Origin of the sequence: Ornithinibacillus salinisoli (assembly GCF_042684965.1) — a bacterium.
GTDB classification, from domain to species: domain Bacteria; phylum Bacillota; class Bacilli; order Bacillales; family Amphibacillaceae; genus Ornithinibacillus; species Ornithinibacillus salinisoli.
In genome coordinates this window covers 124874-142229 of sequence record NZ_JBHUMI010000003.1, presented here as the reverse complement: position 1 = coordinate 142229, position 17356 = coordinate 124874, and the positions used below count along the sequence as shown (strand labels likewise).

The window sequence follows — 17356 nt, the reverse complement described above, 5'->3', positions numbered from 1 at the left end:
ATTATCATTGCGAGGTTTTTTTCTGTGAAAAAATATAAGAAAATCACAGATACATATTGCAAATGACGACAAAAACGAATATTATAGAGGATGTTGTTTTTATCATTCGGAAAGTAAGGTGTTCAAATTGGAAAAAATCTTTAAAATGAAAGAAAATAATACAGATATCCGAACAGAGATGACAGCTGGTGTGACAACTTTTTTAACTATGGTCTACATTGTTGTCGTTAACCCAGCAATTCTATCTTCGGCAGGGGTTCCTTTTGACCAAGTCTTTATGGCGACAGTTATTGCAGCTGTTACTGGTACATTGATCATGGCATTATTTGCAAACTATCCAATCGCGATCGCACCTGGTATGGGATTAAATGCTTATTTTGCAAGCGTGGTCGCATCACAAGGATTGTCTTATCAAGTTGTATTTGGTGCTGTATTTTTAGCTGGTATCCTTTTTATTTTATTAAGCTTAACTACTTTACGAGAGACATTAATAGAAGCAATTCCTGCTTCTTTAAAGTATGGGATTACCTCAGGAATTGGTTTATTTATTGCATTTGTAGGATTAAGAAACTCTGGTATTGTGACCTCGAACCCGGATACCATAGTTGGCATGGGTGACTTACATGATCCAATGATCATTCTTACTGTCATCGGACTTTTTATAACTATTATTTTGTATGTATTAAAAGTAAAAGGAGCATTATTCTTAGGAATGATGGCAACTGGAGTCATAGCATATGTTACAGGACAGTTAGATTTTGCAGATGGTTTCCTGTCTGCCCCGCCGACACCAGTTTTCTTTGATTTTGATATTGCAGGAGTATTTTCTCACGGTCTTTATACTGTTGTATTCGCCTTTTTATTAGTTACTATATTTGATACAACTGGTACGATGATTGGAGTAGCGGAACAGGCAGGTTACATGAAGAACGGAAAAATGCCACGTGCGAAACAAGCATTGCTAGCAGATGCAACGGCAACAACGGTTGGGTCTATGTTTGGTACGAGTCCATCCACAGCTTATATTGAATCAACTTCAGGAGTTGCAGCAGGGGGAAGAACTGGTTTTACATCCATTGTTGTCGCGGCATTATTTTTGCTATCGATATTTTTTACACCAATCATTGGAGCGATATCAAGTATTCCTGCTATTACAGCTCCCGTTTTAATTATCGTTGGGACATTTATGATGGAGGGACTATCACGTATAGACTGGAAATCATTTGATGAAGCATTCCCAGCGTTTGCAATTATTTTAACAATGCCATTTACTTCTAGTATTGCAACAGGAATTGCTATTGGATTTATCACGTACCCTATTCTTAAAGTTGCTAAAGGTAGATGGAAAGATGTTCACTGGATTCTATATTTGTTTGGGGTTATTTTCCTTATTCAAATGATCTTTTTTCCAGCACATTAATAAAATTAGTGATCATTTTGCCCAGGTAATTATTTCCTGGGCTTTTTCTATGCTTGGGATCACGTGTGATAAAAGCAATGAAATAGGAAATAACTAAATAAGTAAAAAAATCTTACTTTAAATTTATGGTTGAAAGACGTCTGACAACCTGTTAAAATTCTAAAAGTGAAGTTACATTTATGTAAGCATTTTCAAATTATTATTTTATAAAGGGAGGCTATATCCGTGGATAAACTTCTAGGATTAGTAGCAATTATTATCGTCCTCGGACTAGCATTTTTGATGTCCAATGATAAAAAGAACATCAACTTTAAAGGCATCGGAATTATGTTGGTTGCGCAGATATTGACAACTTGGTTTATGTTTACAACAAAAATTGGCCAATCCATTATTAATGGTATCTCTGCTGGGTTTAACAAATTAATTGAATTTGGATCAGAGGGAGTAGGATTTATTCTTGGAGGTGTATTGAGTGCAGAAGGTGGTGTGTTCTTTTTTGATGTACTATTATTAATTATCTTTTTCGCCACAATCTTGTCTGTACTTACTTATTTGAAAATATTACCAACAATTATTAAATATCTTGGTGGTTTCATTTCAAAAATCACAGGACTTCCAAAGGTTGAGTCCTTTAATGCGGTTAATAGTATATTTTTTGGTCAATCAGAGGCATTAATTGCGATTCGATCACAATTTCATCATTTAAATAAAAATAGATTATATATTGTCAGTGCATCGGCAATGGGATCTGTTTCAGCATCTATTGTAGGTGCCTACTTGCAGATGCTTCCGCCACAATATGTATTAGTTGCTCTACCACTAAACATGTTCAGTGCATTGATCCTTGCATCTGTAATTGCTCCGGTGAATGTCCCTAAAGAGGAAGACCATGTAGATATTAAAGATGTATCTGAAGATAAAAGTATTTTTGAAGCAATGGCTAATGGTGCGCTAGAAGGTGGAAAGATTGCATTAATTGTAGCTGCAATGTTAGTTGCGTTTATTGCTTCTTTAGAATTAGTAAACTGGTTAATTCAATTAATCTTCGCTGGTGTAACCTTGCAAGAAATACTTGGGTATATCCTAGCTCCGATTGGTATTTTAATGGGAATTGCCCCTGGTGAGGTAATTGAGGCAGGAGCTGTTATGGGTACAAAAATTGTTACGAACGAATTCGTTGCCATGCTTCAGTTTGAATCAATGATAGGAAGTCTATCTGAAAAAACAGTTGGTATTGTATCTGTATTCTTAACAAGCTTTGCAAACTTCTCTTCCATAGGGATTATCGCTGGTACTGTCCAAGGTATTGATAGTAAAAAAGCTGGAGAAGTATCCGGATTTGGAATGAAGCTGTTGATCGGTGCCACACTTGCATCGATTCTATCAGCAACAATGGTTGGTTTATTCTTATAAGACGGCTGATACTTTCCGTAGTCCAAAGGCGAGACAACAGCTCAACCTGCGGATAATGAATTGCTAATTCTACTGCGGTAGCATTGGCAAAACCAAATTAACCAAAGAAACCCTCATCTCGCAATTTTATTGCAGATGAGGGTTTTTTCTGATAACAAAAGACTAGCTCAAACCAGATAAACTTGCTTGTTGTTGGTGTTTACGTTGTAGTTGAAGCAATCGAAATAGTAACGCTATAGCACCACTACTTAATCCTATAATAATCCCTACCCAATAACCGAATGGTTCAAGTGACGTATAGTTTGCTAGCACCCATCCACTTGGTAAACCAATAATCCAAAACGATACAAACGCAATGATGAGGGTAATGTTAACATCTTTATAGCCTCGTAATGCACCTTGAATCGGGGCACCGAAAGCATCTGCCAATTGGTAAAAGATCGCAAAGTAAATAAATTGTTTCGTAAGTGCGATGACTTCTGGATTTGTATTATAAAGACTAGCAACAAAGTCATCAAAAATTAATAATATAACACCGTTAAACAATGCGATAAAGATTCCACCACTAATCCCAATTAATCCATACGTACGTGCATCCCGATATCGTTTTGCACCAATTTCAAAGCCTATTGCAATCGTTAATGCCATTCCGACACTTAATGGAATCATATAGAGTAATGATGCGAAATTCATTGCTGCCTGATGTGCTGCAATGGTATAAGTACTGTAAACACTCATTAATAACGTTACAGCGGAAAAAATACTCGTTTCAAAAAAGATAGCAAATCCAATTGGTATCCCTATTCGCAACTGTTCCCACCATTCCGCTAATACTGGCTTTACCCAATTTGAAAACACGTTGAACGATTGGAATGGTCGTATTTTCTTGACGATACCAATGGCAATGATACATACGATCCAATAAGTCATTGCGGTTGCAATTCCGGAACCAATTCCACCATAGGCAGGAAAACCGAACTTACCAAAAATAAACACGTAATTAAAAAATAAATTAAGCGGTAAGGAAATTAGAATGATAATCATCGATATTCGTGTTTGTCCTAATGCGTCAATAAAACAACGTAATGTATTAAAGATAAATAATGGTATGATACCAGTACTTAATGTAATCAAGTAGAACTTGGCAATATGCCGTACGCTGTGCTCCAACTCCATAGCATTTAAAATCGGATTAAGGATGATGGCTCCTAGTAATATAACGATTATAGCTAATGCAGTTGCAAGATACATTCCTTGTTGTATCTTCCTAGGGACTTCATTATTTGCTTTTGCCCCTGTCAGTTGCGCTATAATAGGGGTAATCGCAAGAAGAATTCCATTTATACCTGTGAAAATTGGTACCCATAAGCTTGATCCAATAGCTACACCTGCTAAATCCTCTGCACCAGCTCGGCCAGACATAACTGTATCAAAAAAATTCATTAAATACAAACTTACCTGTGTAATAAGTATGGGTAGGCTTATGATCGTAAATAGCTTCATTTTTTCTTTAATTGTCTTTGTTTCATACATAAAAACTCTTCCTTTTTTTATATTTTTCTAATAGGATAGAGAAGTGATTACTTCATTAACATGTAAATGTTATTATATTATACGGGTTTATGAAGCAATGTGAAAGAGAGGAAATCGTAATATGAAAAAGAAACGCATTCTCTTTACCGGTGGAGGAACTGCAGGTCACGTCATCGTCAATTTGGCATTAATTCCTGTACTCCAACGTGAAGGGTGGAAAATTGATTATATTGGATCAAAAGATGGCATTGAGCGGCAATTGGTTGAGCAATTAGACGAAGTCACCTATTATCCGATTTCAACCGGAAAGCTCCGTCGTTATATGTCGAAAGAAAACTTCAAAGACCCTTTTAAAGTACTAAAAGGAACCTTGCAGGCTGCCCGAATAATTGGGAAACGTAAACCTACAATAATATTCTCAAAAGGTGGATTTGTATCTGTTCCCGTTATCTTAGCCGCAAAAATGCGTGGTGTTCCTGCTGTTATCCATGAATCTGATTATACGCCAGGTTTGGCAAATAAGATAGCTATACCTTTTGCAAAAAAAGTATTGGCGACATTCCCAGAAACGATGCAATACTTGCCGGAAAAAAAGGCAGAGTATGTAGGAGCAGTCATACGTGAAGAACTTTTTGAAGGAAATAAAGAACTAGGATTAGAACGCTGCGAGTTTACAGCTGATAAGCCTGTCTTGCTCGTGATGGGCGGTAGTGGTGGTGCAAAAAAGATAAATGAAACAGTAAGACATAGTTTGGATAAGCTACTTCCACATTTTCAAATAGTTCATATTTGTGGTCAAGGGAAAACCGATACAACGTATGATCGCAAAGGGTACACTCAATTTGAATATGTAAACGAAGAGTTAAAGGATATATTTGCCGCTACAGATTTTGTATTATCTCGTGCAGGTGCAAATGCAATTTTTGAATTTGTAGCATTACGACTTCCTATGCTGTTAATTCCTTTATCCATGGAAGCAAGTAGGGGGGACCAAATTATTAATGCAAAGTCATTTGAAGAGAAAAAGTATGCACTTGTTTTACAAGAAAAGGAATTAAATGAAGATACATTAGTAAACGAACTTGAACAGTTAATAAAACAAGCACCGGTTATGATGGATCACATGAAAAAGTATCAAACTGAAAAATCACGTGACCGAGTGATTGAGGTTATTAAAGAAATAAAGAAGTAAATTAAGTAACCGCCTTGCATGGAGTCATCCATACAAGGCGGTTTTTGTGTTTTTTTCATTAGATATGGAATTATTCTCAGATGATGTATTAAATATACGTGAGGAATAATTCCAAAAAAATTTGTAAGAGAAAAAGGACGCCCTATCACAAGGAACGCCCTTTTCGTTATTTAAAACTTATTTATGGTGAAACGGCCACCAGTTACCCTTACCGAAAATTCGTACCATTACCGGAATAAATAATGGTAACATAACAAGTGCATATAAGAACAGTCCTGTTAATACTACAGTTGCAATCTGTAAAATAGATAGAACTCCTGAAGGTAGCATTGCTCCAAAAGTACCACCTAATATTACTGCTGCAGATATAATGACAGTACCCATGTTCTTCATCGCAGCAAGCATAGCTTCTTTTATGCTTATATGACGATACTCGTTAAAGCGATCCATCAAGAAGATACTATAATCAATTCCAAGCGCTGTTAGCATAACAAAAGCGAAGAATGGAACTGCCCATGTTAAACCATCATAACCTAACATATTTACGAAAATTAATTCGCTAAACGCCATCGAAGTAAAGTAGGTAACAATTAGGGAACCAATTAAATAGATAGGCATGATCAACGATTTCAATAATATAATCAAGATGATAAAGATTCCAGCGATCATAAAGATGACGGTTCTAGAATAATCTTCATCGGAAACATTCTGTAAATCGTTATTTGTACTACTAATTCCACCAAGTTTAGGATCACTATTTTCAAAGATTGTTTCTTGTTTTGCTTCATCTGTTTTATCTTTAATTTGATCCACCATCATTAGCGCTTCTGTGGAATAGGGATTTGAGTCTAATACGACATCAAATGTAACAATTTTTTTATCGTCAGAAAGGTATAGTTGAGCACCATCCATAAACGCTTCATTTTCTAATGCTTCATCCGGTATGACAACAACGGGATTGTTTTGATCCGTTTCAAAATCTCCAAGGTATGTTTGTACCTCTGATAGTCCATCACCAATTTGTTGTAAGCCATCTGCACCTTCCGTTAAGCCAGTAGATAGTTCACCTAACTGATTCTGCATGTCACCAAAAGCTGTTTTTAGTTCCTTTTGGCCACCATTTATTTGAGATAGTCCATCTTGTAAGCTAGGAATATTAGCTACTACTTCATCTTGACCATCTGCAGCTTGATAAAGACCAGATTGTAATTCTTCCATTCCAGCGATTAATTCACCGATACCAGCAGATAGTTGCTCTTGCCCTTTGATAGATTGACTTAACCCATCATTTAGTTGAGCAAGTGGTCCAATAACTTGTTCTTGTAATTGAGTTTGAGCCTCTGCTAGTTGAGATAGTTTCTGCTGGAATTGATTAATAGAACTTTCAGAATTCGATATAATCTTATCTAGCGTAGTCTTTGATTCTTTTAAAGTAGAGGAAGTATCAGATGTTGCTTTTATTTGATCAAGCTGACTTCTAACTCCTTTAAGTCCATCAATAAGATCTTGGAGATTATCCAAATTTTCATCGCTTACGGTGTTATCAGTACCAAAACCTTCTAGTCCGTCTTCGATGGCCTGGTATCCTTCCAGCAATTGCTTATTTCCAGAAATAGTTTCGTCTAAATTGTCTTTAATTGTTTGCAAATTTGTTTTAACTTCACCAGCACCAAGTGCGCCAGATTCGATTCCATTTTGAATTTGCTGTAGACCTTTTTGGATTTCACCAATTCCTGTATTAGCTTCATCCGTACCTTCTATTAATTGATCTACACCGTCCTGAGCATCCTGTAATTGTGGTTGTGCACGGTTAAGTTCGGATGATGCTTCGTTTAAACCTTCTTCAATTTCTTGTATACCATCTGTACTTTGCCCAATTCCATCAGCAAGTTGACCTGTAAAATTATCAACTAAAAAGTCCTCTATCATACTACCAGCAGGTCTAGTTGCACTACGAACTTCCTTGACGCCGTCTAATTTAGTGATTGCTTGTGAGATAGATTCGATTTGTTGGAATTCTTCGGCAGTATCAACTGCTTCATCTGTTTCTAATACTACGGTTGTAGGCATCGTTTGACCAGGTCCAAAACTGTCTGCAACTACATTGAATCCTTTTACCGAATCGTATTCATCACCGATTTCTTCTAATGAATTATAGGATTTCACGCCATCATAAGATAATAAAGCAGGTACTGTAATAATTGCGACGATTAATACTGCAATCAATGGTCTACCCCATGCGAGATTCCCTGCAGCTCCCCAAACTTTACTTTCTTTATGAGATACATTCTTATCAAATGGCCAGAATAATTTTCTTCCTAATACAACTAAGAAAAATGGGACAAGTGTTGTTAGTGCAATCAGTACTACTGCTACTCCTATTGCGACTGCTACTGCCGATTGGTATAGAGAGAATGTCGATAACCCGATTGTAGAAAAACCAATTAATACAGCCAATCCTGCAAAGAATATTGTTTTTCCACCAGATTTATACGTTGTTATAACAGCTTCTTTTATCGAATCATGATTAGCGACTTCTTCTTTAAATCTACTTATAAGTAAAATACAATAATCTGTTCCAATTCCAAACATAACAGCTACCATAAAGATTTGTGTAAAGGTTGAAAGCGGAAAGTCAATCGTATCAGCTAAAATGGATACGATGCCTTGTGCTGCTAAATAGCTAATTCCAACCGTCAACAATGGTATAAATGGAGCTACAAATGATTTGAATACAACAAACAAGATTATAAATATTAAACCAACAGTAATGATCTCCGTCTTTTTTAAACCTTCTTCAGAATTGGTAATAATATCTTGTGAAATATAGGATTCACCGGTTAAATAGTGATCCACATTTACATCTTCCATAGCTTTGTATATATTATCGCGAGATTCATCCACTTCTTGATTTGCTAAGGAGACCTGAAATGGAACGATAATCGTTGTTCCATCTTCTGAGACGGTTTGGTCCTCAATGGCGGGGTCATCCGTAAAATCTAAAATATCTGAAATTGCTAGACTATCTTTGTTTTCTTCTAATACATGTATTGCATCACTTACTTCTTCTTTTGCTTCCTCATTTAATCCTTCCTCATCATGAAAAACGAGTACAGAACTGATTAGATTTGTATTATGATCACCTGACATATTTTCGATTAATTTTTGTGCCTCCACAGATGGAGACTCTTCAGGTGCAGCTATTTGTCCTTTTTCACGGACAAGTTCTTGTAAATTAGGGGCAAGTAAAAATAAGCCTAATGCTACTGCAACCCAAGCAGCAGCGATGAACCACCGAAATTTGATGATGTATTTCAATTTATGATCTCCTCTCTATTTCTCCTCCATAACGGTTGCTAATCTTTCTAATAATGTTATAAACGATTGTATTTCTTCCTGACTAAAACCCGATAAATAGGAACCTAATTCCTTATGCAACGCTTTTTCTGTAAAGTTAACAAAATCTATACCTTTTTCCGTAACGTTTAAGTAAACCACTCTTCGATCTTTCTCATCACGAATTCGTTCGATTAATCCTTTGTCATATAATCGATTGATTTGTGCGGTTACAGCACTTTTCCCAATGCCGAATTCATGAGCAATATCCGAACTCGTGCATTGCTCATGCTTACGGATATAGTCTAATGTACTGAATTGATCTGTCGTTATATCAGAGTGGATTTTCTCCTTTAAGATTACGTTTACCCTTCGATAAATGGAATTCATGGCCGCCTGGTGACGGTCAACTATATTTTTTAAATCCATGATGTCGTGACACCTCCAGTCATAATAGTTCACTTGTTGAATAGTTCACTTATTGAACTATTATATCATACAAAGTATACTCCTATTTTTCAAGTATTATCACAGTAAATTTAAAAAACTGTTGGGTTATTAATTGTAAGAATCAGTAAATCAAGAGAATACGGGAGGTAATTAGAGTATTTATGGCAATAATGCTATAACCTATTGGATAAGTATCATAAATAATGACTATTCGTAAATAATTCCGTTATATACGTACATAAGCTGTTTGAGATATTTCGACATATTCGATAACCTTAATAATGTTGCATTCATGATATTTGTCCTTCACTTCCACATTTCATCTTCAAAACATATTTACATGTCTATATCAATCGATCTGTAAAAAAATATACTTATTTCTTCGTTAAGTATTTATATCATATTTCTTTTATGGTGTTGTGAAGGTAGCAATAATTCATAGTAATGCCATGATAAACTTAGTAGAAAAGGGGTAACAAAATGAAAAAATTAGCTGCACTTTTATGCATAGTTGTGTTGACTGTACTTGCAGCATGCGGTTCGGAATCTAGCGATGAAGAACTTGATACAATTGTTTTAGGTGATGCGGGTTGGGATAGCATCCGTGTTCATAATAGTATCGCACAAACGATTATGGAGGAAGGGTTTGGTTATGATACAGAAGTGAAGTCAGGTTCAACTGCTGCTACTGTACAAGGACATCGTGAAGGCGATATCAATGTTTATATGGAAATATGGACAGATAATATTAAAGAAGTATATGAGGAAGCAACAGAAGCTGGTGACTTTGAAACTGTTTCCGTGAACTTTGATGATAACAAGCAAGGATTATATGTTCCAACATATGTCATTGAAGGTGATCCAGAGCGAGGTATTGAACCACTTGCTCCAGAACTAAGAACGGTTGAAGACTTAAAAAAATATCCGGAAGTATTTGAAGACCCAGAAGATCCTGGACGTGGGCGTATCCTTAATGCACCAAGTGGCTGGGCAGTTGCAGAACAAATTGATGAAAAATTTGAAGTATATGGTTTAAACGAAACAATGAACAACTTCATGCCTGGTTCTGATTCAGCAGCAGTTGCTGACCTAGTAGATGCATACGAAGCTGGGCGTGCATGGGTTGGCTATTATTGGTCACCTACATTAGTAACAGCAAAATATGATCTAACCTTATTAGAAGAACCAGAATACGATGAAGAAGTTTGGAATGAAACAAGAGGAACAGAATTTCCGCCAAACGATGTAGTTGTAACTGTTCACAAAGACTTTCCAGAGCAAGCACCAGACGTCTATGAGTTTCTTCAAAACTATGAAACTAGTAGTGAACTTACAGAAGAGGCTTTAGTTTATATGGATGAAAATGGAGTGGAGCCTGATGAAGCTGCAAAATGGTGGATGAAAGAGCATGAAGATATTTGGACTAGCTGGGTATCAGAAGAAGTCGCTGAAAAAGTGAAAGATGCTCTAGAATAAATGAGAGCAGCTGACCGCTTGGTTAGCTGCTTTTCTGAATTTATAAAATATACGTAAAGAGAGGTGGGATGACTGCCAACAGCAGTCTGCCTATGGGGAATTTTCCAGATATAACAACAAGAATTGGAGATTATGTAGCAAGTTTAGTAGATTTTTTGGATTCAACATTTGATGTTTTTTTCAGTTTTATCACATTTATTTCATCACGTACTATAAATGGAATTGAAGATGTTCTAGTGTGGATGCCTTGGTGGAGCTTTATTCTTATTGTCTTTTTATTAGGATGGTACTTTAAGTCTATTTTATCTGGTGGAATTTATGGTTTCTTTATTTTCTTAATTGGAACGTTTGGGTTATGGACAGATATGATGACAACGATAGCGATTATAGTAACAGCTGTAATTATATGCTTAGTTCTAGGTATTCCATTAGGGGTTTGGATGGCATTTAGTAAAGGTTTTTCAAACGTCATGCGTCCTTTACTTGATGCAATGCAAACGATGCCTAGTTTTGTGTACTTAATACCTGCCATATTTTTCTTCGGTTTAGGAAACGTATCTGCCATATTTGCAACGTTAATCTACGCTTTACCTCCAGTAATTCGATTAACTGAACTAGCTATTCGTGGTGTCGACAAGGAAGTTATTGAATCTGCTCAGTCATTTGGCTCTTCGAGGTTTCAAATGCTGAAAAAAGTACAATTACCACAAGCATTACCAACTATTATGGCAGGTGTTAACCAAACGACGATGATGGCATTAGCCATGGTTGTTATTGCATCAATGGTTGGGGCACAAGGTTTAGGAGAACAAGTGCTAGTAGCAATTAACCGTATTGATATTTCATTAGGGTTTGAAGCGGGAATTAGTATTGTCTTTTTAGCAGTTATAATTGATCGTATTACAAATGGGGTAGCAGACAAGTTTCAAAAACATAGGGGGGAAAGGTAATGACTACAACAAAGATAAAACTTGAACATGTATCAAAGATTTTTGGTCCGAAGCCTAAATCGGTAATCCCTATGATTGAAGAAGGAAAGTCCAAGGAAGAAATTCTTGCAGAAACAAATCATACGGTTGGGGTTTATGATGCTTCATTGGATATCAAACAAGGTGAAGTTTTCGTTATTATGGGGTTATCTGGTAGTGGTAAGTCAACACTTATTCGTTGTTTCAATTTACTCAACAAACCTACTACCGGTTCGATATATATTGATGATGAAGATATTGTCTCAGCAGATAAGGCATTGCTTAAAAAGATAAGACAAGAAAAAATAGCTATGGTATTTCAGCATTTTGGGTTATTCAGTCACCGTACCATACTTGCTAATGTGGAATATGGATTAGAAATCCGAAATGTATCAAAAGAAGAGCGCAGAGAAATTGCACTTAAAAATATAGAAATCGTAGGGTTAAAGGGTTATGAAGACAAATATCCGGATGAATTATCTGGTGGAATGCAGCAACGTGTAGGACTAGCACGTGCACTAGCGAATGATCCGGATGTGTTGTTAATGGATGAGCCTTTTAGTGCGCTTGATCCACTTATTCGACGTGAGATGCAATTAGAGCTTTTAGATATTCAAGAAAGATTACAGAAAACAATTATCTTCATTACCCATGATGTCAATGAAGCATTTAAATTGGGTGATCGTGTTGCCGTCATGAAAGATGGGCACGTTGTTCAAGTTGGCACACCAGAAGAAATTATCGAAAGCCCTGCGAATGATTATATTACCGATTTTATAAAAGACATCGATCGCTCGAAAGTATTCCAAGCAGAACATATTATGATCAAGCCGAATGCGTTAGTTTCATTAAAAGACGGTGTTAATGTGGCGATTAAAGAGATGAAAGAAAATGGGATCTCATCTGTATTTGTTGTTGATCGTAGCAGACATGTGAAAGGTATTGTTACAATCGATGATGCTATTGAAGCAGTAAAAACGAAAAAGACATTAGCTGATATATTACGAGATGACTTTCAAGTAGTGAAAAAAGAGGAGTATATTAATGACCTCATCCCAAAAGCACTCGAATCGAAGTACCCTCTTGCTGTCGTGAATGACGAAGAGAAGTTAGTAGGTTTCATATTACGTGTGCATGTGTTATCAGGGTTGGTATCAGAAGATGTACAGGAAAGTGACGAATATTATAAATAATAAAATAACTGGCCAGAGGTGGCCAGTTATTTTATTTATTTAAAGTACCGTGACGTATAATGTTTACATTTACTTTAAAATCTACTTCGATATCCGGGTAAATACTTTTCCATTCATTTCTATCCAGCTTTTCCTTATCCTGATTGATACGGTAAACAACACCATAACCAAATGGGTCTGCATTCATTTCTTGAAGTTGATCCATAATTGACTCATAACGAGCCTTTAGTTTTTTTTCTACTTCCTTTTCCAATGCTTTGACTGCATCTGGTTCTTCTAAATTATACGTTAAGGAAATTTCTAATAAACTTAAATCCATTTCTATCTCCGTTGTAAAGGCAAGTTTATTCTCTTTACTCTGTTTGATTTTACTTTTCCCCTGCTCAACGGTATAAGCTGTACGGAAGAAGCCCTCTTTTTCTTCTTTTGTTTCTCCACTTAATTCATTTTGAATATATTGTTGCAGTGGTTCGACTGGTAGCATTAATTCAATCCACCGTGCCTCAATTTTTTTCTCCATTATATTAAATAATGTCATTTCGTTGATAGGGATTTCACCAACATATTTATCATCGCTAAATATTGCGATGGATGAAATTTCAGGTACATTTGAATCTTTGATTGAAAATTGAGGGAGAATCGGATCTTTTCCAGTAGTTCCGACGATTCTCATATATTCTTGTAAGGACACTTTTGGAAAATTATGATCTCTTGCCACCTCTTCAATCAACTCGGATAAATATTGTCCAATATTACTAGATATTTTATCTTCTTGTACCATCATAATATCTTTTGCGGTGGTAGCACTTACAGCTAGATATAGTGCATCTGGTATAATAGCATCACGTCTTAATGTATCGAGGTATGATATTAACCCTTCCTTTGCAACCTCTTGTCCAAATAATTCTAATTGGAGTTTTCCTGGAACAAGTCGATAATTTGATTTATTACCAGCATCTTCCAACGTACCTTTTACTGTTTTTCCTGTTCCAGAAACTATTTTTGTGAAGTTTTGTGACTGTGCTTCAAATTGAAAGATAGACATCGTTGACTCTATCTGTTCATCCTCTAATATATCTATTCCCCTTGTATGGATAATCCCTAGTTGTTCAAGTTGTTGGGATTGGATACAACCAGATAGGAGAACAAGTATAGTTACTAGGACAACAATGAACCTTTTATTCATTTTACGCACTTCCTTTACGCTGTCGCCACTTTTTTTTGAGGATGACTAATGGCAATATAATGAAAGGATAGACAAAAACTATCCAGAACCCGACTTTTGAAATGAAGTCAGTTAACTGATAGACATGATGGGCAGACCTAACAAAGCTAATAATGATTAATAAAATTATGGCAACGGTATATAGTGATATTCGTTGTGGAATTTTGTATAATCGTTTGATTCCATATGATATTCCCCATGTCAGGATCACCAAATTTGGCATAATTATCATAATCCATCCAACAACAATGATGTAATCCAACCGCTCAAAAAAAGTTAACGTGACACTTTTGAATAATAGCAACACAGACCAATCTACACGTTCTAATCCGAGTGGACTAAAATAACCAATTGAAATAATCGTAGTAACTAACAGGACAAAGGTGGTAAATGCTAGAGCTAAAATTGCTGGTAGCTTTGCTTTTTTCTTATCTTGGATAAAGGGATAGATCAGGAACAGAATTTCGAATCCAGAAACCGTATACGTAGTAGCTCTCGCCCCTTTTAACAGTTCAGGAATAGACGCATTAAACATCGGTAACAAATTCGTCCATTCCATCCTGGTAATCGGATCATATAATAAGAATACAATCCAAAATGATAAGAAAAAAAATAAAAATGATACGCCAACAATGACTCTAAACCCACCTAAAACCGAGTATATAGTTAACGATAATAGTACTATTCCTACCGCTATGTTTGGGAAAGTATGGTGAAGAAACACATTAATAACCAAGCTATATGTGAGTAAAATAGATAGCAAACTTGCAAATAAAAACAAAATATACACTGTACCAAGTATGGTTCCAATCCATTTTCCAAACAAATCAACATGAATACCAAAGATATCTGCGCTTTTATATTGCTTTAATATAGTGAACATAACCAATACTACAATACACATAAATGCAAATGAGATGAGAATGGATATCCAAGCGTCTTGCTTAGATTCCAGGAATATAAATTGGGGTGCTCCCATAATGCCAACGCCTACCTGGACTCCGACAATAATGTAGAATAAGTAAAAAGCACGGACTTTAACCGCTGATTTGACATTCACATTTATATCCATTTAAGCACCTACTCATCGATATCACGTTTTTTTGTAGCATCTTTTTTATTAAATCGAATCAGATCTTTTGGTCTATAAGACCTAGCACGTTTATTCGTATAGTTAAATGGTGTCCGATAAAAGACTTTGTTGAAGTCTTTTATAATAAGCGGGTATACTGGAAGAAGGTAAGGACGGCCAAGGGATTTTAATCGTAAGAGATGGATAATGAGAAAACATAGGCCAAACACTATTCCTAAAAACCCTAGTATTCCTGCCAAAACTATAAGTGGGAATCGTACTAAACGTACGGTTGTACCTAATAGGTAACTCGGTACGGTAAATGATGAAAGGGCACTCATTGCTACCACAATAATAAGAATATTACTCGTTAAACCAGCTTCTACCGCTGCTGTTCCAATAACAATACCACCAACTATACCCATTGTTTGACCTACTTTGGTCGGGAGTCTTGCCCCCGCTTCTCGTAATAGTTCAAGTAAAAACTCCAAAAACAATGCCTCAATTAATGGAGGAAATGGTACACCTGCCCTAGACTGTCCAATTGTGATTAATATTTCAGTAGGAATAATGCTATATTGATAGGAAACAGCAGCTACATATAATGGTGTTACTGTAATCGAAAATGCTATGGCGATAAATCGTAATAACCTCAAAAAAGTTCCTGCTTGCCATCGCATATATAAATCTTCGGTCGATTCTAAAAAACTAAATATGGTTGCAGGTGCGATAAAACCAGATGGACTATTTTCAACCAATATCCCAATTTTCCCTTTTTTCACAGCATACGTAAAACGATCAGGTAATTCGGTGTGATCAAATTGGGGAAAAAGGTTTGTTTGTGAATCCTCCAAATACTGCTTAAGTACGACACTGTCTTCAACTTCATCAACATCTAATTCCTCAAGGCGTTGACGAAGAGTATTTACATCCTCATCATTTGCAATGGATTTCATGTATACTAATCGAACATCACTGGGCATTGTTTTCCCGATTTTAAATTCTTCCAAGACAAGGTCAGTAGATTTAATGCGCCACCGGACAATGTTTAAGTTTGTAGCTAATGACTCGGTAAATGAAACTTTTGGACCGAGTACTAATGATTCTGTTTCGGCTTTTTCTAATGATCGGCTTTCTTTATGTAGTAATAAGTAGGAAACAACTTCTTTTTCTCCTTCCACATAAATAAACGCTTCGCCAATAACAAGTTTTTTCAATACTTCATCTAGTGTTGTCCCTCTTGAACCAGAGTTTAAGGGGATTTCGTTTAAGATTGAATCCGTAGACCATTTCTTTTCCATATTTAATAATGGTTCAAGTAAGGATTTTTGTAATTTCCCAACATCAACTTGATAATCAATAAAAAATACAGCTAGTTTTACTCCTTGTTGTTCATAGGTAGAAAATTTTAGATCTGGATTATTTTCAAATTTATTGGTTAGAATTTTTTCCAACTCTTCGATTTTTAATGGGAAAATAGAGTTCCCCTTCTTATTAGTGCTATTTCGTCTTCGCATTTGAACCTCCAAGAAAGGATGAATGGTAATTCTTAGTATGTGTGGAATTCGAAAAATTATTTAGCAGTATAGGCTTTTATAGCATATTTTTTTCTTGATTTTTGATATAAGTGGGGAGTAACTTTTGAGTGAATTTGATTTAATTCACTTATTTGGAATCGAGTGCAATATAACCGCTTCGGCAGAACACTTCGTTTTCACTTCCAGCACGATTGCGACATCTGTTCCTATAGCGGTGGCGATTCGCTCATAAAATGAAATATTCGCGCACAACCAGCAGCAATACGCTCATAAATCGAAATATTCGCTCACAAGAAACAATTCAATGCAGTAAAGAAGGTAGATAATGAAAGAAATGAAATCGGAGGCAATAAAAAAGTGAGAAAAGATCATGGGTTAAAATGATCCTTTCTCATAGTCTAGGAAATTATAAAATTAAAACCCTGTGGATACTTATTGGCAGGAACAGCCACGTCCAGCTCCGACGGACAGGACGTCCTAGTGTCGATGACGCCACAGGATAAGGAAATCTTCTGAGAGTAACATCGCACGCAGAAAAAG

At 36.0% G+C, this 17356-nt stretch carries 12 protein-coding genes; 6 read left to right on the top strand and 6 right to left on the bottom strand.

Annotated elements, in window-relative coordinates; all coding sequences use genetic code 11:
* Positions 1–136: 136 nt before the first annotated feature.
* Positions 137–1420 (top strand): NCS2 family permease, encoded by a 1284-nt coding sequence (locus ACFSTA_RS00785; protein WP_449290217.1) that lies wholly within the window; start codon positions 137–139, stop codon positions 1418–1420.
* A gap of 225 nt (positions 1421–1645) precedes the next feature.
* Entirely contained in the window at positions 1646–2833 is a 1188-nt protein-coding gene (locus tag ACFSTA_RS00780) for a NupC/NupG family nucleoside CNT transporter (protein ID WP_377554497.1), read from the top strand.
* A 162-nt stretch (positions 2834–2995) separates the two neighbouring features.
* Here ACFSTA_RS00780 and ACFSTA_RS00775 read toward each other — a convergent pair whose 3' ends face one another.
* Complete coding sequence (locus ACFSTA_RS00775; RefSeq protein ID WP_377554495.1) at positions 2996–4366, bottom strand: MATE family efflux transporter; 1371 nt, start codon at positions 4364–4366, stop codon at positions 2996–2998.
* 121 nt (positions 4367–4487) lie between these two features.
* On the opposite strand from ACFSTA_RS00775, the gene ACFSTA_RS00770 reads away from it, so the two are divergent.
* Complete coding sequence (locus ACFSTA_RS00770) at positions 4488–5558, top strand: undecaprenyldiphospho-muramoylpentapeptide beta-N-acetylglucosaminyltransferase (protein WP_377554493.1); 1071 nt, start codon at positions 4488–4490, stop codon at positions 5556–5558.
* Between the two features lie 177 nt (positions 5559–5735).
* On the opposite strand, the gene ACFSTA_RS00765 is transcribed toward ACFSTA_RS00770, so the two are convergent.
* A complete protein-coding gene (locus ACFSTA_RS00765; protein WP_377554491.1) occupies positions 5736–8876 on the bottom strand; it encodes an MMPL family transporter in 3141 nt (1046 codons plus the stop codon).
* Between the two features lie 15 nt (positions 8877–8891).
* A complete protein-coding gene (locus ACFSTA_RS00760) occupies positions 8892–9323 on the bottom strand; it encodes a MarR family winged helix-turn-helix transcriptional regulator (protein WP_377554489.1) in 432 nt (143 codons plus the stop codon).
* 501 nt (positions 9324–9824) lie between these two features.
* Between ACFSTA_RS00760 and ACFSTA_RS00755 the strand changes: the two genes are divergently transcribed.
* The 3 genes from ACFSTA_RS00755 (at position 9825) to ACFSTA_RS00745 (ending at position 12981) form a co-directional block, all read left to right on the top strand.
* Positions 9825–10820, top strand: coding sequence for an ABC transporter substrate-binding protein (locus tag ACFSTA_RS00755; RefSeq protein ID WP_377554487.1), 996 nt, complete (start codon positions 9825–9827; stop codon positions 10818–10820).
* Between the two features lie 92 nt (positions 10821–10912).
* Positions 10913–11770 (top strand): ABC transporter permease, encoded by an 858-nt coding sequence (locus ACFSTA_RS00750; protein ID WP_377554941.1) that lies wholly within the window; start codon positions 10913–10915, stop codon positions 11768–11770.
* On the top strand, positions 11770–12981 hold the full coding sequence (locus ACFSTA_RS00745) for a quaternary amine ABC transporter ATP-binding protein (protein WP_377554486.1): 1212 nt from the start codon (positions 11770–11772) through the stop codon (positions 12979–12981). Before ACFSTA_RS00750 ends, ACFSTA_RS00745 begins: the two co-directional genes overlap by 1 nt.
* Before the next feature lie 31 nt (positions 12982–13012).
* Here ACFSTA_RS00745 and ACFSTA_RS00740 read toward each other — a convergent pair whose 3' ends face one another.
* The 3 genes from ACFSTA_RS00740 to ACFSTA_RS00730 are packed head-to-tail and all read right to left on the bottom strand — an operon-like array spanning position 13013 to position 16795.
* Positions 13013–14167 carry a Ger(x)C family spore germination protein gene (locus ACFSTA_RS00740; protein WP_377554484.1) on the bottom strand — a complete coding sequence of 385 codons (1155 nt, stop codon included), beginning with the start codon at positions 14165–14167 and terminating at the stop codon, positions 13013–13015.
* A 1-nt stretch (position 14168) separates the two neighbouring features.
* Positions 14169–15278 (bottom strand): GerAB/ArcD/ProY family transporter, encoded by a 1110-nt coding sequence (locus tag ACFSTA_RS00735; protein WP_377554483.1) that lies wholly within the window; start codon positions 15276–15278, stop codon positions 14169–14171.
* A gap of 8 nt (positions 15279–15286) precedes the next feature.
* Complete coding sequence (locus ACFSTA_RS00730) at positions 15287–16795, bottom strand: spore germination protein (RefSeq protein WP_377554481.1); 1509 nt, start codon at positions 16793–16795, stop codon at positions 15287–15289.
* Between the last annotated feature and the right edge of the window lie 561 nt (positions 16796–17356).

Excerpts from the sequence above, each read along its gene's own strand:
- ACFSTA_RS00770 (WP_377554493.1), top strand. The coding sequence starts at position 4,488 with ATGAAAAAGAAACGCATTCTCTTTACCGGTGGAGGAACTGCAGGTCAC.
- ACFSTA_RS00750 (WP_377554941.1), top strand. The coding sequence starts at position 10,913 with ATGGGGAATTTTCCAGATATAACAACAAGAATTGGAGATTATGTAGCA.
- ACFSTA_RS00745 (WP_377554486.1), top strand. The coding sequence starts at position 11,770 with ATGACTACAACAAAGATAAAACTTGAACATGTATCAAAGATTTTTGGT.
- ACFSTA_RS00775 (WP_377554495.1), bottom strand. The coding sequence starts at position 4,366 with ATGTATGAAACAAAGACAATTAAAGAAAAAATGAAGCTATTTACGATC.
- ACFSTA_RS00735 (WP_377554483.1), bottom strand. The coding sequence starts at position 15,278 with ATGGATATAAATGTGAATGTCAAATCAGCGGTTAAAGTCCGTGCTTTT.
- ACFSTA_RS00760 (WP_377554489.1), bottom strand. The coding sequence starts at position 9,323 with ATGGATTTAAAAAATATAGTTGACCGTCACCAGGCGGCCATGAATTCC.
- ACFSTA_RS00755 (WP_377554487.1), top strand. The coding sequence starts at position 9,825 with ATGAAAAAATTAGCTGCACTTTTATGCATAGTTGTGTTGACTGTACTT.
- ACFSTA_RS00730 (WP_377554481.1), bottom strand. The coding sequence starts at position 16,795 with ATGCGAAGACGAAATAGCACTAATAAGAAGGGGAACTCTATTTTCCCA.
- ACFSTA_RS00740 (WP_377554484.1), bottom strand. The coding sequence starts at position 14,167 with ATGAATAAAAGGTTCATTGTTGTCCTAGTAACTATACTTGTTCTCCTA.